This window comes from Bacillus luti (assembly GCF_009739945.1).
Taxonomy (GTDB): domain Bacteria; phylum Bacillota; class Bacilli; order Bacillales; family Bacillaceae_G; genus Bacillus_A; species Bacillus_A luti.
This window is the reverse complement of the sequence record NZ_CP040336.1, coordinates 1,761,654-1,780,489: the sequence shown is the minus strand read 5'-3', so window position 1 is coordinate 1,780,489 and position 18,836 is coordinate 1,761,654. Positions and strand designations below refer to the sequence as shown.

At 36.0% G+C, this 18,836-nt stretch carries 22 protein-coding genes; 7 read left to right on the top strand and 15 right to left on the bottom strand.

The window, feature by feature from the left end:
- Nucleotides 1–69: 69 nt before the first annotated feature.
- From EUC40_RS09160 to EUC40_RS09140, 5 genes are all read right to left on the bottom strand, one after another.
- Nucleotides 70–483 carry a CoA-binding protein gene (locus EUC40_RS09160; protein WP_000687810.1) on the bottom strand — a complete coding sequence of 138 codons (414 nt, stop codon included), beginning with the start codon at nt 481–483 and terminating at the stop codon, nt 70–72.
- Nucleotides 484–562: 79 nt separating this feature from the next.
- On the bottom strand, nt 563–1,804 hold the full coding sequence (locus tag EUC40_RS09155; protein WP_000542624.1) for a S1C family serine protease: 1,242 nt from the start codon (nt 1,802–1,804) through the stop codon (nt 563–565).
- Between the two features lie 205 nt (nt 1,805–2,009).
- Nucleotides 2,010–2,687: a response regulator transcription factor gene (locus tag EUC40_RS09150; RefSeq protein ID WP_001044686.1), complete on the bottom strand. Its 678-nt coding sequence runs from the start codon at nt 2,685–2,687 to the stop codon at nt 2,010–2,012.
- A gap of 18 nt (nt 2,688–2,705) precedes the next feature.
- Nucleotides 2,706–3,158, bottom strand: coding sequence for an anaerobic ribonucleoside-triphosphate reductase activating protein (gene nrdG / locus EUC40_RS09145; protein WP_098662841.1), 453 nt, complete (start codon nt 3,156–3,158; stop codon nt 2,706–2,708).
- Nucleotides 3,155–5,011 (bottom strand): anaerobic ribonucleoside triphosphate reductase, encoded by a 1,857-nt coding sequence (locus tag EUC40_RS09140; protein ID WP_156574549.1) that lies wholly within the window; start codon nt 5,009–5,011, stop codon nt 3,155–3,157. The genes nrdG and EUC40_RS09140 overlap by 4 nt, the downstream gene beginning before the upstream one ends.
- A 225-nt stretch (nt 5,012–5,236) precedes the next feature.
- Here EUC40_RS09140 and plsY point away from each other — a divergent pair, with 225 nt between their 5' ends.
- Both plsY and EUC40_RS09130 read left to right on the top strand, forming a co-directional pair.
- Nucleotides 5,237–5,833 (top strand): glycerol-3-phosphate 1-O-acyltransferase PlsY, encoded by a 597-nt coding sequence (gene plsY, locus EUC40_RS09135; protein ID WP_071711367.1) that lies wholly within the window; start codon nt 5,237–5,239, stop codon nt 5,831–5,833.
- 108 nt (nt 5,834–5,941) lie between these two features.
- Nucleotides 5,942–6,232 (top strand): HesB/YadR/YfhF family protein, encoded by a 291-nt coding sequence (locus tag EUC40_RS09130; RefSeq protein WP_001054449.1) that lies wholly within the window; start codon nt 5,942–5,944, stop codon nt 6,230–6,232.
- A 27-nt stretch (nt 6,233–6,259) separates the two neighbouring features.
- On the opposite strand, the gene EUC40_RS09125 is transcribed toward EUC40_RS09130, so the two are convergent.
- Nucleotides 6,260–6,679, bottom strand: coding sequence for an acyl-CoA thioesterase (locus EUC40_RS09125; protein ID WP_000495807.1), 420 nt, complete (start codon nt 6,677–6,679; stop codon nt 6,260–6,262).
- Nucleotides 6,680–6,788: 109 nt separating this feature from the next.
- Here EUC40_RS09125 and EUC40_RS09120 point away from each other — a divergent pair, with 109 nt between their 5' ends.
- Nucleotides 6,789–8,081 (top strand): glycoside hydrolase family 18 protein, encoded by a 1,293-nt coding sequence (locus EUC40_RS09120; protein WP_071711366.1) that lies wholly within the window; start codon nt 6,789–6,791, stop codon nt 8,079–8,081.
- A 67-nt stretch (nt 8,082–8,148) separates the two neighbouring features.
- Here the strand turns inward: EUC40_RS09120 and sspN are convergent, their stop codons facing one another.
- From sspN to EUC40_RS09100, 4 genes are all read right to left on the bottom strand, one after another.
- Nucleotides 8,149–8,283: an acid-soluble spore protein SspN gene (sspN, locus tag EUC40_RS09115; protein ID WP_000527987.1), complete on the bottom strand. Its 135-nt coding sequence runs from the start codon at nt 8,281–8,283 to the stop codon at nt 8,149–8,151.
- 43 nt (nt 8,284–8,326) lie between these two features.
- Nucleotides 8,327–8,470: an FbpB family small basic protein gene (locus EUC40_RS09110; protein WP_001254699.1), complete on the bottom strand. Its 144-nt coding sequence runs from the start codon at nt 8,468–8,470 to the stop codon at nt 8,327–8,329.
- A gap of 139 nt (nt 8,471–8,609) precedes the next feature.
- Entirely contained in the window at nt 8,610–9,557 is a 948-nt protein-coding gene (locus EUC40_RS09105) for a 3'-5' exonuclease (RefSeq protein WP_156574547.1), read from the bottom strand.
- Between the two features lie 115 nt (nt 9,558–9,672).
- The gene (locus EUC40_RS09100; RefSeq protein WP_060631827.1) at nt 9,673–10,248 is read right to left on the bottom strand and encodes a TlpA family protein disulfide reductase; all 576 of its coding nucleotides are present in this window, start codon (nt 10,246–10,248) and stop codon (nt 9,673–9,675) included.
- Nucleotides 10,249–10,500: 252 nt separating this feature from the next.
- Here EUC40_RS09100 and EUC40_RS09095 point away from each other — a divergent pair, with 252 nt between their 5' ends.
- The gene (locus tag EUC40_RS09095) at nt 10,501–10,758 is read left to right on the top strand and encodes a hypothetical protein (protein ID WP_001083877.1); all 258 of its coding nucleotides are present in this window, start codon (nt 10,501–10,503) and stop codon (nt 10,756–10,758) included.
- Between the two features lie 37 nt (nt 10,759–10,795).
- Here EUC40_RS09095 and EUC40_RS09090 read toward each other — a convergent pair whose 3' ends face one another.
- Entirely contained in the window at nt 10,796–12,496 is a 1,701-nt protein-coding gene (locus EUC40_RS09090) for an ABC transporter ATP-binding protein (protein WP_156574545.1), read from the bottom strand.
- Nucleotides 12,497–12,552: 56 nt separating this feature from the next.
- Nucleotides 12,553–15,276: an aconitate hydratase AcnA gene (gene acnA, locus EUC40_RS09085; RefSeq protein ID WP_071711364.1), complete on the bottom strand. Its 2,724-nt coding sequence runs from the start codon at nt 15,274–15,276 to the stop codon at nt 12,553–12,555.
- A 291-nt stretch (nt 15,277–15,567) separates the two neighbouring features.
- Between acnA and sspO the strand changes: the two genes are divergently transcribed.
- A complete protein-coding gene (sspO, locus tag EUC40_RS09080; protein ID WP_071711363.1) occupies nt 15,568–15,717 on the top strand; it encodes a small acid-soluble spore protein SspO in 150 nt (49 codons plus the stop codon).
- Nucleotides 15,718–15,754: 37 nt separating this feature from the next.
- On the opposite strand, the gene pdaB is transcribed toward sspO, so the two are convergent.
- On the bottom strand, nt 15,755–16,480 hold the full coding sequence (gene pdaB / locus EUC40_RS09075; protein ID WP_156574543.1) for a polysaccharide deacetylase family sporulation protein PdaB: 726 nt from the start codon (nt 16,478–16,480) through the stop codon (nt 15,755–15,757).
- A 46-nt stretch (nt 16,481–16,526) separates the two neighbouring features.
- The gene (locus EUC40_RS09070) at nt 16,527–16,790 is read right to left on the bottom strand and encodes a hypothetical protein (protein ID WP_088233240.1); all 264 of its coding nucleotides are present in this window, start codon (nt 16,788–16,790) and stop codon (nt 16,527–16,529) included.
- 121 nt (nt 16,791–16,911) lie between these two features.
- Between EUC40_RS09070 and EUC40_RS09065 the strand changes: the two genes are divergently transcribed.
- Nucleotides 16,912–17,034 (top strand): small acid-soluble spore protein P, encoded by a 123-nt coding sequence (locus EUC40_RS09065; RefSeq protein WP_000517651.1) that lies wholly within the window; start codon nt 16,912–16,914, stop codon nt 17,032–17,034.
- 124 nt (nt 17,035–17,158) lie between these two features.
- Nucleotides 17,159–17,539: an Hsp20/alpha crystallin family protein gene (locus EUC40_RS09060; protein WP_151628354.1), complete on the top strand. Its 381-nt coding sequence runs from the start codon at nt 17,159–17,161 to the stop codon at nt 17,537–17,539.
- 50 nt (nt 17,540–17,589) lie between these two features.
- Here EUC40_RS09060 and EUC40_RS09055 read toward each other — a convergent pair whose 3' ends face one another.
- A complete protein-coding gene (locus EUC40_RS09055) occupies nt 17,590–18,828 on the bottom strand; it encodes an MDR family MFS transporter (RefSeq protein ID WP_156576923.1) in 1,239 nt (412 codons plus the stop codon).
- Nucleotides 18,829–18,836 lie beyond the last annotated feature (8 nt).

Here is an 18,836-nt window from a genome sequence, read left to right as displayed (position 1 = left end):
CACCTCGTCCATCGGCCCTCCTTATCTATAACAAGGGCTGAATCAATCTTTCTATCTTTAAAATCTATACTATTTTGTCATCGCATGTTCTACTTTAATACAACGATCCATTATTACGGTATAGTCTTTTTCTTTTAAAAATTTATATGTATCTTCATCTTGTACTCCTAATTGTGCCCAAAAAACATCTGCGTCAATCTCAACAAACTCTTGTGCAACATCCATTAAAAACTCTGAGCGACGAAATACATTTACAATGTCAACGTGCTCTTTAATATCTTTTAGTGAAGAAACGGCCTTTTCTCCAAGCACCTCATCTACTGTTGGGTTTACTGGAATAATGCGATACCCAGCATCTTGCATTGCTTTTGAAACCATGTACGATGTACGTTCTGGTTTATCCGATAATCCAACAACCGCAATCGTTTTGCTTTTCTTTAATACTTCTCCAATTTCCGTACGAGTTGGGTTTTCAATTTTCATAATTAATCCCTCCTATTCCTTTAGTATAGCCGATAAAGAAAGTCTCTTTCAATATGAAAGAGACTTTCTTTTATTCCGATTATTGATTCTTTGTAGCTGAGTTATCTGCTAAAGTAGCTGTTTTCGTCATTTTTTGACCGTTGCGATAGAATGTAACTTCTACTTTCTCGCCTACTTTTTTCTTTTCATATAAATATTTACGGAACTGAAGTGAATTTTCTACTTTTTGATCATCTAATGCTACTACAAGATCATATTGCTCTAAACCAGCTTTTTCTGCCGGTGATACTGGATAAATTTTACCTAATACAACACCATTTGTTACTTCTTTTGGTACTTTTAATTGGTTTACTGCATAAGCCTGCACATCTTCTAATGAAACTACACCTACTCCAAGAGCTGGGCGTTTCACTACTCCGTCTTTTTCAAGAGATTCAATAACTGGTTTTGCAACATTAATTGGAATCGCAAAACCAATCCCCTCAACTTCTTGCTGCGCAATTTTACTTGAGTTAATTCCAATTAATTCACCGTTTTGGTTAAATAACGCGCCACCACTATTACCAGGGTTAATCGCTGCATCTGTTTGAATAACTTGTGCTTGCCAATCTGGACGTTTGTCCCCATCAATATCTACTGGAATTTCACGTTCTTTACTACTGATAATACCTTCTGTTACACTGCCGTCAAATCCAAGTGGGTTACCGATTGCAATAGCTTTTTCACCGGCACGAAGTTTACTTGAATCACCTAAAGTTGCAACTTTATTAACTGTAGATCCATCAATCTCTACAACTGCTAAGTCTAACCAAGGATCTTTACCAACTAATTTTGCATCCACTTGCTTTCCGTCACTTAGTTTTACAGCAAGTTTATTTGCGCCATCTACTACGTGGTTATTCGTTACAATATACGCTTTATTCCCTGCTTTTTTATAAATAACACCTGATCCTGTACCAGCTGTTTGCTCTTGCCCCGTCTGTTGTATAGCAAATGGATCAACACTTTGTTGCATATTAATTACCCCAACTACAACATCCTTTGCACCTTCAACCATACCTGGTAAATCAGTTTCGCCCTTCACTTTATTAACAACAGGCGCTACAGTACCCTCCACTTGTTGATTAGAATTAAATGACGAAACTGCCGCTCCATTATTTTGCATCCACGGCATGTAAGGTGCTGCAAAACTAATCGAAACCGCCCCGACTACAGCTCCCACTAAACCTGTGAAGAAATACCCTTTTTTACTACCTGATTTTTTCAATTCTCTCGTTTCACTATGCTCTTCATTCAAGTTTGGTCCGTCGTAATATCCCATGTTTTATTTCCCCTCTCTGGTGAATTCGTATTTTCAGTATAGCCACGTTTTGTGTCCTTCTTGTGAACTCATCGTGAAATCCAATTAAAAAAATACTCCTATTTATCATTGTAGACAATAAAAGTATTTTTTGTACATTTCCACCTGCAAAGGAGCATATAAATTTGCTATATTCTCAAACTAAAGTGCATAGCGACCTTTATCATTATTCTTCAAACTTGTAACCCACTCGAATGACAGTACCGATATGCTTTGCTTTATCGCCTAGCTTATTTCGTAGTTTTTTAATATGCGTATCAACTGTTCTGTCATCTCCATAATAATCGTATCCCCATAACTGATCTAATAAATGTTGGCGTGACAATACAATTCCTTTGTTCTCCATTAAATAAACAAGAAGTTCGAATTCTTTATGCGTCAATATAATTTCTTCTCCATCTACTAACACAGTTCTAGATAGTCGATTCACTTCTATTCCAGCTAAAGACATAGTATTTTCTTCTGCTACTCCTACTACGCCGTCTGCACGTTTCAATAACGTCTTCGCGCGAGCTACTAACACTTTCGGGCTAAAAGGTTTTGTTACATACTCATCTGCACCTAATTCGAAACCTAGCAATGTATCATCCTCATCCGAACGTGCTGTCAACATTATAATTGGTACCGCTGATTCTTTTCTAATTCGTCTACAAACAGACCATCCATCTATTTCTGGTAACATAATATCTAACATAATTAAATCAATTTCATGCTCTGCAAATAATTCTAACGCTTTTTTTCCGTCTTCTGCTTCGATTACCTCAAAGCCTTCATTACGAAAATAATCACTAACAATTTCACGTAATCTTCTTTCATCTTCAACAAGTAATACTGTTTTATTCATATAATCTATCCCGCCTTTTTACTCTTTCAATCGAATAATACGTTGATTGGAGCTTCCGCGAAATGGAAGTGCTAAATCTCTTTTCTCGATTTCAAATCTTCCATCGACCAAAACATCCCCGTAATGTAACAACTCTATCATATCATTATTTTGAGAACTCTGTATCTCTTCTAACGTATAACCTGTATACATCCATAAATTTTTCTTCAAATCTTTCACAGCTTTTGCTACTTTTTTCACTTCAGCAGCTTGAAAAAATGGATCTCCACCTGAAAATGTTACATCAGTTAATGGATTACTTTCAATCTCTTTCACAATTTCTTCTACTGTCATTTCAGTTCCATTACAAACATTCCACGATTTCGGATTATGGCAACCGAAACAACGATGCGGACAGCCCGCAAAAAACACGACTGTCCGCAATCCTTCTCCATCTACTACACTGTCATGAATGATGTTCATAACTTTCATTTATGCTTCACCCGATCCATCTCTTCACTACGTTTCGCACTATTCCACTTCGACATATCTCCTACAAGATATCCTGTTATACGGCGAATTCTTTCTATACTAGCTTCGTCTTCATTTCCGCAGCTTGGACATTCATTCCCAATAACCCCGTGATAACTGCAGCACTTACAACGATCAACTGGATGATTAATTGAACCGTATCCAACGCCATTCTCTGCCATCGCTTGTACAATTTGCTTTAATGCTTTTTTGTTATGCATAGCTGTCCCGTCTAGCTCAATATACGTAATATGCCCTCCATTGCATAGAGCATGGAACGGCCCTTCTAAACGAATTTTTTTTATCGCTTGAATGTTATAATAAACTGGAATATGGAATGAATTCGTATAATAATTATGATTCGTTATACCGCTAATCACCCCAAATTCTTCTCTATCCTTTTTCACAAACTTACCTGATAGCCCTTCCGCAGGAGTTGCAATTACTGAGAAATTCAGTTCATGTTCTTCTGTCGCTTTATCCATTCTATCTCTCATAAAGGAAATGATTTCATACCCGAGTTTCCATGATTCTTCATCTTCTCCATGATGCTTTCCGGTTAAAGCTACTAAGCACTCCGCAAGACCGATAAAACCAAGACTTAACGTCCCTTGCTTTAAAATGGATGCTACAGAATCTTCAGGCTGTAACTTTTCTCCACCGCGCCATACACCTTGTGAATATAAAAATCGAAAATCTCTTGCTCGCTTCGTACATTGATACGCGAATCTCTCTAATAGTTGCTTAATTCCTAAATCTAAGTAATAATTTAACGCTTCAAAAAACGCTTCTTTTGAACCACTAATTAACGCTAATTTCACTAAATTTATAGACGTAAATGATAAATTTCCTCTTCCAATCGCTGTTTCTTCTCCATGTATGTTAGACATAACACGGGTACGGCATCCCATATAACATACTTCACTTTCTGGTCGTCCGTCATAATGCATGGCATTAAATGGCGCATCTAAAAATGAAAAGTTAGGGAATAATCGTTCAGCCGTTGTCTCTAATGCTAATTCAAATAAATCATAGTTCGGATCACATTCTTCAAAGTTCACACCTTTTTTCATTTTAAAAATTTGAATAGGAAAAATCGGTGTTTCTCCTTTACCAAGACCAGCTTGTGTCGCTTTTAAAAGCTGTCTAACTAGTAATCGCCCCTCTTTTGACGTGTCTGTTCCATAATTAATAGAAATAAACGGTACTTGTCCCCCGCCCCTACTGTGCATACTATTTGAATTATGAATGAAAGCTTCACACGCTTGATACGTATCATTTTCTGTTTCTTTCCATGCAAATTCTTCTCTTTGTTCTTTCGTAAGCGGATATGACTGTAATCGATTTTTATGTCGCTCTACTGTTTTTCTTACATAGGGAGCTAAATCAATATCAAAGAGAGCAAACGATTGACCACCGTGTTGCATATTTTGATTCGCTTGAAAAATAATAGAAGAAAGAGCCAATGCACTTTTTATATCTTGTGGTTGTCTCATATGTCCATGTCCAGTATGAAAGCCGTTAGCAAGCATTTGCGCTAGCGGGATTTGCGAACAAGTCGTCGTTCCTGTCGCATAAAAATCTAAATCATGTGGATATAATATATTTTGATTTATCGCTTTTTTCACTTGATCTGACAATAAATTTTCAACTGCATAATATTTCGCACTCTCAGATGCGAACGTTCCCATTACTCCCATTGGAGAGCGGCCGTCTACATTTGCATTTTCTTGCATTAAATCTTGCTCATTACCGTGGACAATCGTCTCAAATACTTTCATTAATTCTTCTCCACGTACATTTTGTTGTAACATTTATAACCCTCCACCAATATGTTGTTGTCTTTTGATTAAAATGTTACAACATATAGTCTTACTGTTTCTGTGAGAAATGTAACATTCCTGTGAAATTTTTTTCACGAATTAATGAATTTTTCATTTATAAAAAAGAAATGTGCTCTTTACAAATGTATGGTACAATATACGGGAAAAACTCTTTTTACCCTTTATCAACACATTTGAATAAAGGAGACTGAACTTATGGTTACTACATATCTTTTATTTATCGTTGCCTACTTACTTGGATCAATTCCATTTGCACTAGTTGTTGGGAAAATCGGCTATGGAATCGACATTCGTGAGCACGGGAGCGGTAATTTAGGCGGAACAAATACATTCCGCACATTAGGGAAAAAAGCAGGTTTTACCGTTACAATTGCTGACATTTTAAAAGGTACATTAGCAACAGGTCTACCGATGATTTTCGGGCTAGATGTTCACCCACTATGGTTTGGATTAGCAGCTGTTCTTGGACATGTATATCCAATCTTTGCGAAATTCCGCGGGGGTAAAGCCGTTGCAACTTCAGCAGGCGTGTTATTATGCTACTCACCAGTTGTTTTTGCAATATTAGCTGTTGTATTTTTCACCCTTTTATTTACAACAAGATACGTATCACTTTCTTCTATGGTAACAGCTGTTGTGGCTGTTATTGCATCCATTGTTAGCGGGGATAAAATCTTCATTATTGCGATGTGTTTATTAGCAGGTATGGTTATTTATAAACACCGTGCAAATATCGGCCGAATTATAAATAAAACTGAACCGAAAGCAAACTTTTCAAAAAAGCAAAAATAAGATCGTAACCCACATAACGCAAAAAGAAAACGTGAAGCATATTAATAGCGTCTTTTTGCGTTATTTTTTATACTAAAGAAAAAGCAACATAATTTGGAGGAACTATACATGAATCTTTCCGTAACAAAAGAAGCAGCACAATGGTATAAAAACGAATTAAACTTACAATCAGGTGAAACACTACGCCTTTTCGTACAATACGGCGGTTGCAGTACGGTGCAAAAGGGACTTTCTTTAGGTATTCGTAAAGATGATCCTGCACATCCTGCTGTTCAAACTCAAGAAGAAGGTATTAACTTCTTTATTGAAGGCGATGATGAGTGGTTCTTCGATGGACATAATTTATCTGTTACATTTAACGACGGTGATGATTTCCCTCAATTTAATTATGAAAAATAAAAAAGCGTGGCAGATGCCACGCTTTTTTTATTTTTTCTTAATTTCCTCGTATTTCGCATACCACTCAGGATAGAACTTTTTAAATGATACGGGCCTGAATCCTTCTTTTTTCGCACAAATATTCGTCGTACTCGCAGTAATACAAAGGTCTCCATCGCCATTATAAATTTCATATCCATATACAACGCGAAGCGGGCTCACAGTGTCCACCCACGTTTTCACAATTGCCTTTTCACCGTAGCGCATCGCTTTACGATATGAAATTTGCAAGTCTAACACAGGAGAAATAATGCCCTCTTTCTCCATTTCAACATATGAAAATCCTAAATCTTGTATAAGTTTCGTACGGCCTAGTTCAAGCCACACTAAATAATTTGAATGGTAAACAACACCCATTTGATCTGTTTCCGCATAACGGATTTCAACTTCATGTTCTGCTACAAACATATGTATTCGCCTTCTTTCACTTCTGCTACCTTGCATACATTTAATCATAATACAGCGGAATCAAAAATAAAATAAAAACAGTGAATCTTTTACCGAAAGGAGCAAGCATATGATTCAAATTGTAACTGTTCGTAGCGGGGATAGCGTATATAGCTTGGCATCAAAATACGGATCCACACCTGACGAAATAGTAAAGGACAATGGACTAAATCCAGCTGAAACACTCGTTGTTGGTCAGGCGTTGATTGTGAATACAAAAGGGAATAATTATTATGTACAGCCTGGTGATAGCCTGTATCGAATCTCTCAAACATATAACGTTCCTCTCGCTAGTTTAGCTAAAGTGAATAACTTATCTTTAAAATCCATTCTCCATGTCGGACAGCAATTGTATATACCAAAAGGGACAAAAAGATCTGTAGAATCTATCGCATATTTACAACCTTCAACAATACCTATTAAAGAAAGCTTAGTTAATGCTACACGTGCCATTAATCCATTTTTAACATATTTAGCCTACTTTAGTTTCGAAGCAAAAAGAGATGGCACATTAAAAGAACCAACGGAAACAGCTAAAATCGCTACTATTGCAACACAAGGTAAAACCATCCCTATGCTCGTTATTACAAATATCGAAAATGGAAATTTCAGTGCTGATCTAACATCGGTTATTTTACGTGATGCATCAATTCAAAACAAATTTATTACGAACATTTTGCAAACAGCTGAAAAGTACGGGATGCGCGACATTCATTTCGATTTCGAAAATGTGGCACCTGAAGATCGCGAAGCGTATAATCGCTTTTTAAGAAATGTGAAAACACGTTTACCTAACGGATACACACTCAGTACAACACTTGTACCGAAAACGAGCTCCAATCAAAAAGGAAAATTCTTTGAAGCACATGACTATAAAGCCCAAGGGCAAATTGTTGATTTCGTTGTCATTATGACATATGACTGGGGTTGGCAAGGCGGCCCACCGATGGCTATCTCTCCTATCGGTCCAGTAAAAGAAGTACTTCAATACGCAAAATCTCAAATGCCTCCACAAAAAATTATGATGGGGCAAAATTTATACGGATTCGATTGGAAACTACCGTTCAAACAAGGAAATCCACCTGCAAAAGCAATTAGCTCTGTCGCCGCTGTTGCACTAGCTCGTAAATACAATGTTCCTATTCGCTATGACTTCACAGCTCAAGCTCCTCATTTTAATTATTTCGATGAGAATGGTGTACAACACGAAGTTTGGTTTGAAGATTCACGTTCTGTTCAAAGTAAATTCAATTTAATGAAGGAACAAGGTATAGGCGGTATTAGCTATTGGAAGATCGGTTTACCATTTCCACAAAATTGGCGTTTACTCGTTGAAAACTTTACGATTACGAAAAAGGGCTGACTCATGTCAGCCCTTTTTTACTATTAAAAATCCGTCACAAAAAGAAGAATGATAACATTCTCCTTTTTTAACCGTTATCAACAATCGGTTGTTTGCCCGTTTGGTCTTGCATTTGCTTCCCTTTATTGCCACCAGCTTTTTTTGATTGTGTTCCAATATGATTCGGTGCAAAGTCTTTTGAATTCTTTTTCGGATTACCCATTACTATCGCCTCCTTAACACTAGTATCGTACTAGTGTTAAGAATTATTCAGCTTGCTTAAAAAGTTTCATTTCATAACGTTTTTCAATACGCTCTTCAATGCGATCGATTGCATCACGATCACTTAATAATTGTTGTTTATTTTCATTCACAAGTTCTTCAAACGATTTACGGCGACTTCTTCTCATGCTGTTCACCCTCTCTCCTTTACTTTCTTACTACATAGTATGAGCAAACGAAAAACTCTTTAATCAGATTTGCAAGAAAATTTTATGTTTTAGTACTCCTAAAAAAACTCAGTGTACAATATATTGCACACTGAGTTTTTTATACTAGGATATTTAAATACTCTTTCAACTTCTCATCTGCATTCATTTCATTTTCTTTATACTCACGAAGCGTCTGTAATACAACATCATACTGCTCTACAATATAACTTTCTAATTTCAAAACATCCTCTACGCTATTAAGCATAATTCTCGTATTACCAACTTCATTTTTTAACGCTGGTTCACATTTTAAACTTGTACTTATTTCTTTCACATCATCTTCTAATATCTCTGTTAATACGTATTTCTTTCGCCCTTTTACCTTTAATCTCATAACTGGATAAAAAGCTTTTATATCTAAATAACTTCCTACGTTCATACAACGTAGCCATTCTACATTACGTTTATTGCGTACAAGTATTTCTTTCACTGCCTCATATACTACTGTTTCATCCAGTACGACCTTATTTTCTTTTCTCGTCTTTTCTTCTTCAATAGATGCACATTTTTGATAAACAGCCGCACACGTAATACAGTCATCGAAGGCATTATGAGAACTTAGACGAATTCCAAGCATTCGTTTTAACGTTTCAAGTTTATGATTAGGCGCATGCTTCATATATTTCTTCGCTAAAAACACCGTATCAATCACTTTATTTTCAGGCTCAGGTAATCCTAGCATATTTACATTACTTTTCAAAAAACGCATATCAAAAGAAGCATTATGAGCCACGATAACATTTGTATGTAAAAATGCTAAAAATAAAGGTAGTACTTCTTCAATTGTCGGTGCATCTGAAACACGATAATTTGTAATACCTGTTAAACTCGTTATGCGGTCCGGAATTGGACGCTCTGGATTCACATAAGAAACAAATTGATCTACTAATTCATGATTACGATATTTCACTGCTGCGACTTGAATAATTTTATCATTATAAGGGTTAAATCCTGTTGTTTCAAAGTCAATTACAACATAATCTAACGGTAAGGATACATTCCCCACTCCAAATACACTCCTTTATCTCTCAACGTATATTTCTTTTATCATATCACGAAGCTTTCACTACTTGAAAAAGAAAAGGCAGAAATGATTATATTCCATCTCTACCTTTTCACTATTATTTTAATTTAGCAATCCGTTTCTCCATCTCTTTTTGCGTCATCGGTCCAATAAACTTATCTTGAATGACACCTTTTGTATCTATAAAATACGAAGTTGGGATCGTAATTACTTTGTAGGCTGTTGTCACATCAATATTCTTGTCCAATAAAATAGGAAAAGTAATTCCTTTTTCCTTAGCAAAATTACTTACCTTTTCTACCCCCCCACCTTTCTCTGAAGGTGTATAATTTATCGCTAAAATTTCTACGTTTTCTTTATGTTCTTTATAGAAAGCCTCCATATCCGGCATTTCTTGTTGGCAAGGTCCACACCACGTTGCCCAAAAGTTTAAAATCACTTTCTTTCCTTTTAAATCTGATAGCTTTACATTCGTTCCATCTAACTTCGTTAATTCAAAGTCTGGCGCACTCTTCCCTATTTCAATACCATTACTTGCAATCATCTCTTTCATAGCAGCTTCACTTTGTTCTTGCTCCCCTTGTACCACCCGATCGTTTTTACCAAACTGTTCATAAGCTGCATATCCCGCTAAACAAAGTAACACTACAATAATCGTAAGCTTCCGCCACATGTTATATCACCCTAACGTATTTATCTTCTTATAACTTAATTACTCAAATACTATATACCTTATTTTAGCTTATACGGACAAGCTTGGAAATATTCAGAGTCGAAATAATTAGAATATTCTTATTTAAAGTGTAATTTTTTCCTTTTTATCATATAATTAGAAAAACAGATGAAGTGTTGTTTATCTTCTTATGGGCCCATTCACCTTTTTACTTTCGTAGTTATATAAACTTCAACAAAAGGGGGATTTTTTATGAATTCATTCGAAAAAATAACATTATATATTCTTAGTTTTCTTTTATACCCAATCGGTATTATTACATGGATCATTTCACTCTTTAGTAACGATCTTGAAAAAAAGAAAGTAGGGCGTATTTGTCTTTACATCTCTCTAGTCTCATTCGTCCTTTTCTTAATCCTTGGAATTGCAACTTTCCTTACGACTGCTATTTTTAACGTAGATCTAAATCATTCAGAATCTATCCAATATCAAATAAATGATGTTGAATAAAGATAAGGGCACTGCTCTTATCTTTATTCAACCTCTTTCAAAATGAATGACTATTTATTAATTTTTCAGGACTTCCACACGCAACAATACTTCCTTCTCTCATTATGACAACACGATCCGCTAGTATCACTTTCTCTACATCATGTGTTGCCACAATTCTCGTTACATCTCTTCCTAATCCTTCAATCATATTCCAAACAGTTTCTTGATTACTCGGATCTAACCCCGCAGTCGGTTCATCTAAAATAATAAGATTCGGATTTGAACCAATTGCTCGTAATAATGCAAGACGTTTTCTTTCTCCTCCCGAAAACTCTTCTCCACTTTTATGTAGTACAGTTTGAATCCCCTTAGGTAAATCTCTAATTATCGGCTTCATATTTATAAGTTCAATATTTTTTTCTAACTCGTTTTCTAAATACTCCTCCCCGAAATATATATTCTCTTTTACTGTCGTCCGAAAGAAACGAGGTTCTTGCCACACTGTAGTCATTCGAGCCTTTTGACCATAATAAACAACGCTACCGTTAGATGGTTTATACAAACCTGTCATTAATTTTAAAAGCGTTGTTTTTCCTGCACCACTTTCTCCGACAATGATAACGAATTCACCAGGATTAATTTTCAAATCAATATTATTAATTCTACATTTCTCTTCTTCACTCTCCTGAAATGAAACATTTGTTATCGTCATCCCCATCGCTCTTTCTACATTACTATCTGCCACTCTTTTATCTAAAAAGGAAAAAACTCTATTTGCCGAAGCGACTGCAACTTGTGTCATCATTAATAAATCGCCCACGTAACGGACTGGGAAAAAGAGCATTTCAATTGTAGCTAACACCGCAACAAGTGAACCAACTTCCATTTCCCCCTTCATTATTTTTTGTGCGCCTACAATGATAACAACGATATATGCTCCTGTTTCAATAACTGTTCCAACCACTCCAATGCAGTGTTGCATCATCGTCTTCTTTACTTCTGTTTTATAAGATTGCTCCGTTACTCCTTTAAATAAGCGAATAGCCCATTTTTCTTTTTGCAAACTACGTAAATCTTGTGCACCTTTTACAAACTGTGAAACCATCTCTACAACACTTGATTGATTTTTTTGAGCAATACTTGCGATATTTCTTACCTTTTTGCCTATAATCATTGGAACAACTACACTTAGAAATAAAAACGGAGTTATACACCAGATGAACTGTGTATCTATATGTTGCAGCGCTATGATTGTACCGATAAATTGCGCAATGGCGTGTATATATTCTATTAATATAGAACCATATAACCTGACCCAGTTCGGAATATCAGATACGACTAAAGTTTCTAACTCTCCTTGTTTGATTTTCTCACTCTCTTCAAAAGGTAATAGAAAAAAATGGTGCAATACATCTATACGCTTCTCTCGTAATATTCGCTGACTTGCTTTTGAGCTTACATAATCGAATGAAAGATTGTTTATCCACATCATCAAGCGGCTACCCGCAAACAATGCGATGTACAAATACGCACCTTTTAATTCCCGTTGAATAAGGCTATCTACAATTAGCCCCATAAATAGTGGACGGGATAAATTTAAAATAGCTGCAAAAAAACCACTGCATACAGCTGCTATTACTAATATTTTTTCTTTCTGTAACGGTAACAATATTCTTTTATATTCTTTCATGACGTTTCCTCCATTTTTTATAGTAAAAAGAAAGGGATGAAACCACATGGTTTCATCCCTTTCCATAAAATAAGGAAGCTAACAGTTGTTAGCTTCCTTATCGTTCATTTCAATTCAATTATTTAGTTCGACACTTTAGACTCTTCGATTTTCTCACGAAGAACCATTTGTAAGATACCACCGTGACGGTAGTAGTCAATTTCAACTTCACTATCGAAACGAGCTACTACTTCAAATTGTTTTTCATTGCCATCTGCATCAGTTGCAACTACTTTTACAAGATCGCGTGGTCTAACTGTTTTATCAATTTGAATTTCAAATGACTCGTTACCAACAAGACCTAATGTTTCAGCGCTCTCGCCATCTTTAAATTGAAGTGGTAATACACCCATTAATACTAAGTTACTACGGTGAATACGCTCGAAGCTTTCTGCGATTACTGCTTTAATACCTAATAAGTTTGTACCTTTCGCAGCCCAGTCACGAGAACTTCCCATACCGTAATCTTTACCAGCAACAACTAGAAGGCCTGTGCCATCTTCTTTATATTTCATAGCAGCATCATAGATTGATGTTACTTCACCAGTTGGCCAATATGTTGTATATCCGCCTTCTGTTCCTGGTGCGATTTGGTTTTTAATACGGATGTTCGCGAATGTACCACGCATCATTACTTCATGGTTACCACGACGAGAACCGTAAGAGTTAAAGTCAACTGGTTGTACGCCGTTTTCTAGTAAGTAGCGTCCAGCTGGTGTATGCTTACCGATTGAACCTGCTGGTGAAATGTGGTCTGTCGTTACAGAATCGCCAAATTTACCAACTATGCGTAAACCTGATAACGTTTCAACTTCACCTGGCTCTTTAGATAAACCTTCAAAGAATGGTGGGTTTTGAATGTATGTTGAATCATTATCCCAAGTATATAAAGCTTCATTTGAAGTTTGGATTTCATTCCAACGCTCGTTGCTGTTAAATACTTGTGCATATTCTTTTTTGAACAATTCAGATGTAACAACACTTTGAACTACATCTTCAATTTCTTTAGCTGATGGCCAAATATCGTTGAAGTAAACAGCATTGCCATTTGCATCTTTACCGATTTCATCATTTTTCAGGTCAATATCAACAGTACCTGCAAGTGCATATGCCACAACAAGTGGTGGTGATGCTAAATAGTTCGCTTTTACAAGCGGGTGAATACGACCTTCAAAGTTACGGTTACCAGATAAAACAGATGTTACTAGTAAGTCGTTCGCTGCGATTGCTTCTTCTAGTTCGTCTGCTAATGGACCAGAGTTACCGATACAAGTCGTACAGCCGTAACCAACTGTTTGGAAACCTAATTGATCTAAATATGTTGTTAAACCTGATTTATCTAAGTATTCAGTAACAACTTTAGACCCTGGTGCTAATGATGTTTTTACGTACTCAGGTACTACAAGGCCTTTTTCAATTGCTTTCTTAGCAACTAGACCTGCCCCAATTAATACGTATGGGTTTGATGTATTTGTACAGCTTGTAATTGCAGCAATTGCAATTGCACCTGTTTTCATCGTTACTTCTTTATCTTCTAATGTAACCTTCACTTCTTTATCGAATTCTTGCTCATTAAATCCAAGTCCTTGTGTTCCAACTGGTGCTAACACAGCTTTGTGGAATGCATCTTTCATATCTGAAAGTGGAATTAAATCTTGTGGGCGTTTCGGTCCAGAAAGGTTAGATTCGATTGTATTTAAATCAATTTCAACAAGATCCGTGTAAATTGGATCTTTGCTGTCTGCTGTATAGAATAAGCCATTTGCTTTACAGTATTCTTCAACAATGCGAATTTGCTCTTCATCTCTACCTGTTAAACGTAAGTATTCCAATGAAATATCGTCGATTGGGAAGAATCCACAAGTTGCGCCGTATTCTGGTGCCATGTTTGAAATTGTTGCACGGTCAGCTAAAGGCATGCTCTTTAGTCCATTACCGAAGAACTCAACGAATTTACCAACTACACCTTTTTGACGTAATACTTGTGTTACTTTTAATGCAACATCAGTTGCTGTAGTACCACTTGGAAGTGTACCAGTTAATTTCACACCGATTACTTCAGGTACTGGGAAGTATGAAGGCTGTCCAAGCATTCCCGCTTCTGCTTCAATACCACCAACGCCCCATCCAAGAACGCCGATACCGTTAATCATTGTTGTATGTGAGTCTGTTCCAACTAATGAATCTGGGTATGCAACTAAGTCACCTTCAGCATTTTTCACCGCGTGAACAACTGGTGCTAAATATTCAAGATTTACTTGGTGTACAATACCTGTAGCTGGTGGAACTGCACGGTAGTTATCGAATGATTTTTGTGCCCAGCTTAAAAATTTATAACGTTCTTCATTACGTTTAAACTCTAAGTCCATGTTGAATGCAAGCGCGTCTGCCGTACCCGCTCTATCAACCTGTACAGAGTGGTCAATTACAAGGTCTACAGTAATTTCAGGATTAATTTTATCAGGATCCCCACCCATGTCTGCCATTGCTTTACGAAGCGAAGCCAAATCAACAACAGCTGGAACACCAGTGAAATCTTGTAAAATTACGCGAGATGGTTTAAATGGAACATCGATATCTTGAACATCTTTCGTTCCCCATTTCGCTAAATTTGTAACATGCTCTTCTGTGATTACACGTCCGTCTACTTGACGAAGTACTGATTCAAGTAAAACTTTCACGGAATATGGTAATTGAGATACGTTGCCAACCCCTGCATTTTCAAGCGCTTTCAAATCATAATAATGATACGTTTTTTCATCTACTTCAAAAGTTGCACGTGATTGAAATGGATTATGTTTGACCATTATGTTTCCCCCCTGTTAAACGTGACTAAGTTGTCTGAATATAAAATGTAGACAAACTTTTCAATACCTTACGATAATATCTTATTACAACTTTCTAAATAAGTAAATAATAAGAAACTTATAGATTATCATAAGTTTTCTTTATCTTTCTAAATTTGAATAGTGTTCATGCTCCTTATGAATACTATTACCATAAAGTAAAGTACTCTTTTAGCACTTTACTTTACGTTCATATACGCTATGAATTGTTCATCATTCAACCAACAAAAATTATTATAGAGGTGAAAGCAAATGGGTAAACGAAAAGCAAATCATGTTATTCCAGGAATGAATGCTGCTTCTGCACAAGGACAAGGCGCGGGTTTTAGCGAAGAATTTGCAAATGAGCCTTTAACTCCAGCAGAGCGACAAAACAATAAGAAACGTAAAAAGAATCAGTAATGAAAAATCCCAAAAGGTATGCCTTTTGGGATTTTCTCTAATGTTTATAGCGCAGCAATTCTGAAACCTTAACAAATCGATACCCTTGCTTTTTAAGTTCTGGCAAAATTTTTGCTAATGCCTCAACTGTTTGACTACGATTACTTCCTCCATCGTGCAACAGCACAATATCTCCACTTTTAGCATTTTTCAGGACATGATTTACAATGGATTCAACTCCTGGGTTTGCCCAATCGCGAGGGTCTTGGTGCCATGACCATAGGACAATTTGATACCCGGCTTCTTTAGCTGTCGTAAATACGGCATCATTAATATATCCACCTGGAGGACGGAATAATAAAGGTTCTTTCACCCATTTTTTAAAATACTCCTTTCCATTTAAAATATCATTTTTTAATTTCTCATCTGATGAGTTACTTGCATACAAATGATCCATCGTATGATTTCCAATTTCATGTCCTTCTTTTAAAACCCGCTTTACTAAATATGGATTACGCTGAACTCGAAATCCAATCATAAAAAAAGTAGCTTCTGCTTTGTATTGACGTAATAAATCTAATATTTGCGGTGTATAAGTTGCATCTGGTCCATCATCAAACGTAATTGCGATAACCTTCTCATTATTAGGTACTTCCCACGTTACATAACCAGTTGGCTCTAACTCTTTTCTTAACAACATTTTAGCTTCCACTTTGTCCACTTGAAATATATGTACTGCACAAATTAAAGAAAAAATTAATAGAATAATTTTTCGTTTCGGCATAGTAACACTAAAAGTAATGAGGTTGTTGAATACACAACAACCTCATTTACTTTTCTAATTGATCTACATTTCGCATAATATTTTGGAGATTATTTTCGTATTGCTCAAGTTGTGGACGTTGTGTTTCCGAAGCTACTTCAAGTGCATTTTGAATTTGTTCATACGCTTGTTGAACCTCTTGACGTAACTCTTTTAAATCATGACCGTAGTTTGGATCATTTTTCACAATATTGTTAAATGAATTTTCTGCTTGTGTAACCCCTTGCTGCGCTGCTTGAAAAGCTTGTTGTTTATCTTTATGATATGGCATTATACTTTCCCCTTTCTGTAATAGTTAGTCCCATTTATCTTTACCCTTTTTTCAAAAAACATTCTCGTATAAATTCGCAAACTTCTCTCATTCTAAAGAGAAAGAGGAGGTGTCACATACAATGGGAAAAAACAATCGTGAATCTAAAGAAAAAAAAGGGCAACCTGAACCATTAAGCGGATCTCATAAAGTAAAAAACCGTAACCATTCACGCCAAAAAAACCATGCGCATCATGATATGTAAAACAAAGCATTCACACTAGCTACCTTTACCACATACAATGTTTATATTTTTCCATTTATTCTTCACCCCTACTTCGTTCATGCATAACATAGTATGAATTGAGATTTTACGGAGGGTGTCTTACATGGGCAAGAAAAAGAAGGATTGTCTTTTTCATGTTGATGGTTTCGAAGAATGGATGGATCAATTTTGTTCCGATTCTTGTAGTAATTTTAGTTTTCCAAATCAAATTCATATTGACCTTTGTGAAACTGAACAAGAATACATTTTGGAAACAGATGTACCAAATGTGACTGAACAAAATGTACTCATTAAAAAGATGGAGACAGGCCTAAACATTTGCATACTTCATAAAAATACTTCTTTACAGCGGCTCATTCCTTTACCCGCTAATATTATTTATAAGAAGATGCTAGCCTGCTCAGAGAATGGATTTTTAGCCATTCATATTTCCAAAAATGAAGTTGCTGATAAGCATGAAAAGAAAGTTCTTTTTTCAAGTTAAGGATTACTATAAATACAAACATGAGCCCCAGTCATTTACTGGGGCTCATGTTATTTCGCTTGCATTTCTATATTAGAATTTCTATCATACCTTTTTTTCAATAAACCTTTTGTAACTAAAAGTACAGGAAATGCTACAGTTGAAAATATAGCTAGCGCTGAAAAGACAATAAATCCATTTTGGTACCCGTAATAATCGAGAAGTACTCCCCCAAACCATGGACCTATTACTGCTCCAATTCCTGAAAATCCCATCGCCCCGAAGTATGTTCCTTTTAGATGCGCAACAGCAATATCATCAATAAATACATCCGTCATTGAAAACATTAAGACTTCTCCAATTGTAAAAATAATTGTACAAATGGCAGCACCTAGCGTAGATTCTGCCATTCCAAACCCAAACAATCCCCCGCTCACAAATAAAGTTCCCACCATAATGGATACTAACGGTGTATACTTCTTACACATTTGAATAACAGGATATTGAATTACGACTACAACAATCGCATTTAAAGCTAGCATATATGAAAATAATTTCACTCCATCCTGAAATATATGTGCATTTGCAAAATATTGAGATACTGTTGTTGTTAAGTGAGAAAAACCACAATTACTCAAAATAATACCAACTAAAGCAACTAAAAATACAACATCCTTTCGCAATATACGAATTGCATTTAACATTGTAACAGGCTTTTCTGTATTTATTTTCTTTCGTTCCAGTGGATACTTCTTAAATTGGAACGCTAATATACCCGTATATAGAATGTACACTCCAGCTGCTACTAAAAAAGGAATTGTTGATTTTGCGCTTCCAATCTGTAATCCAACAAGTGGACCGATCGCTACCCCAACATTGATTGCACCGTAACGCAAATTATATACGAGTAAACGATACTCTGGTTTCGTTAAATCCGATAATAACGCTCTTGACGTCGGTTCAAAAAAGGACCTACATAATCCATTCAAAGCATTTAGTAAAAAGAAACTTAAAACATGATCTGCAAGTGAAAAACCTATGAATACAAACACCCAAACAATCATGGACCATAGTATAATCATGTTTCGGCCGAACCGATCCGATAAATTCCCCCCGATAAAACTAGCAAACACTCCAACAAGTGCACTCGTTCCGATAATAGCACCCGTCATTCCTGCTGATACGCCTTTAACAGTCGTTAAATAAATTGCTAAAAAAGGAATACTCATTGACGTAGCGAATCTCGCAAATAAAGTCCCTATTATAATTGTCATTCCTAACGGATGAATATTTTGCAACTTCCCCTTCATCTTCAAAC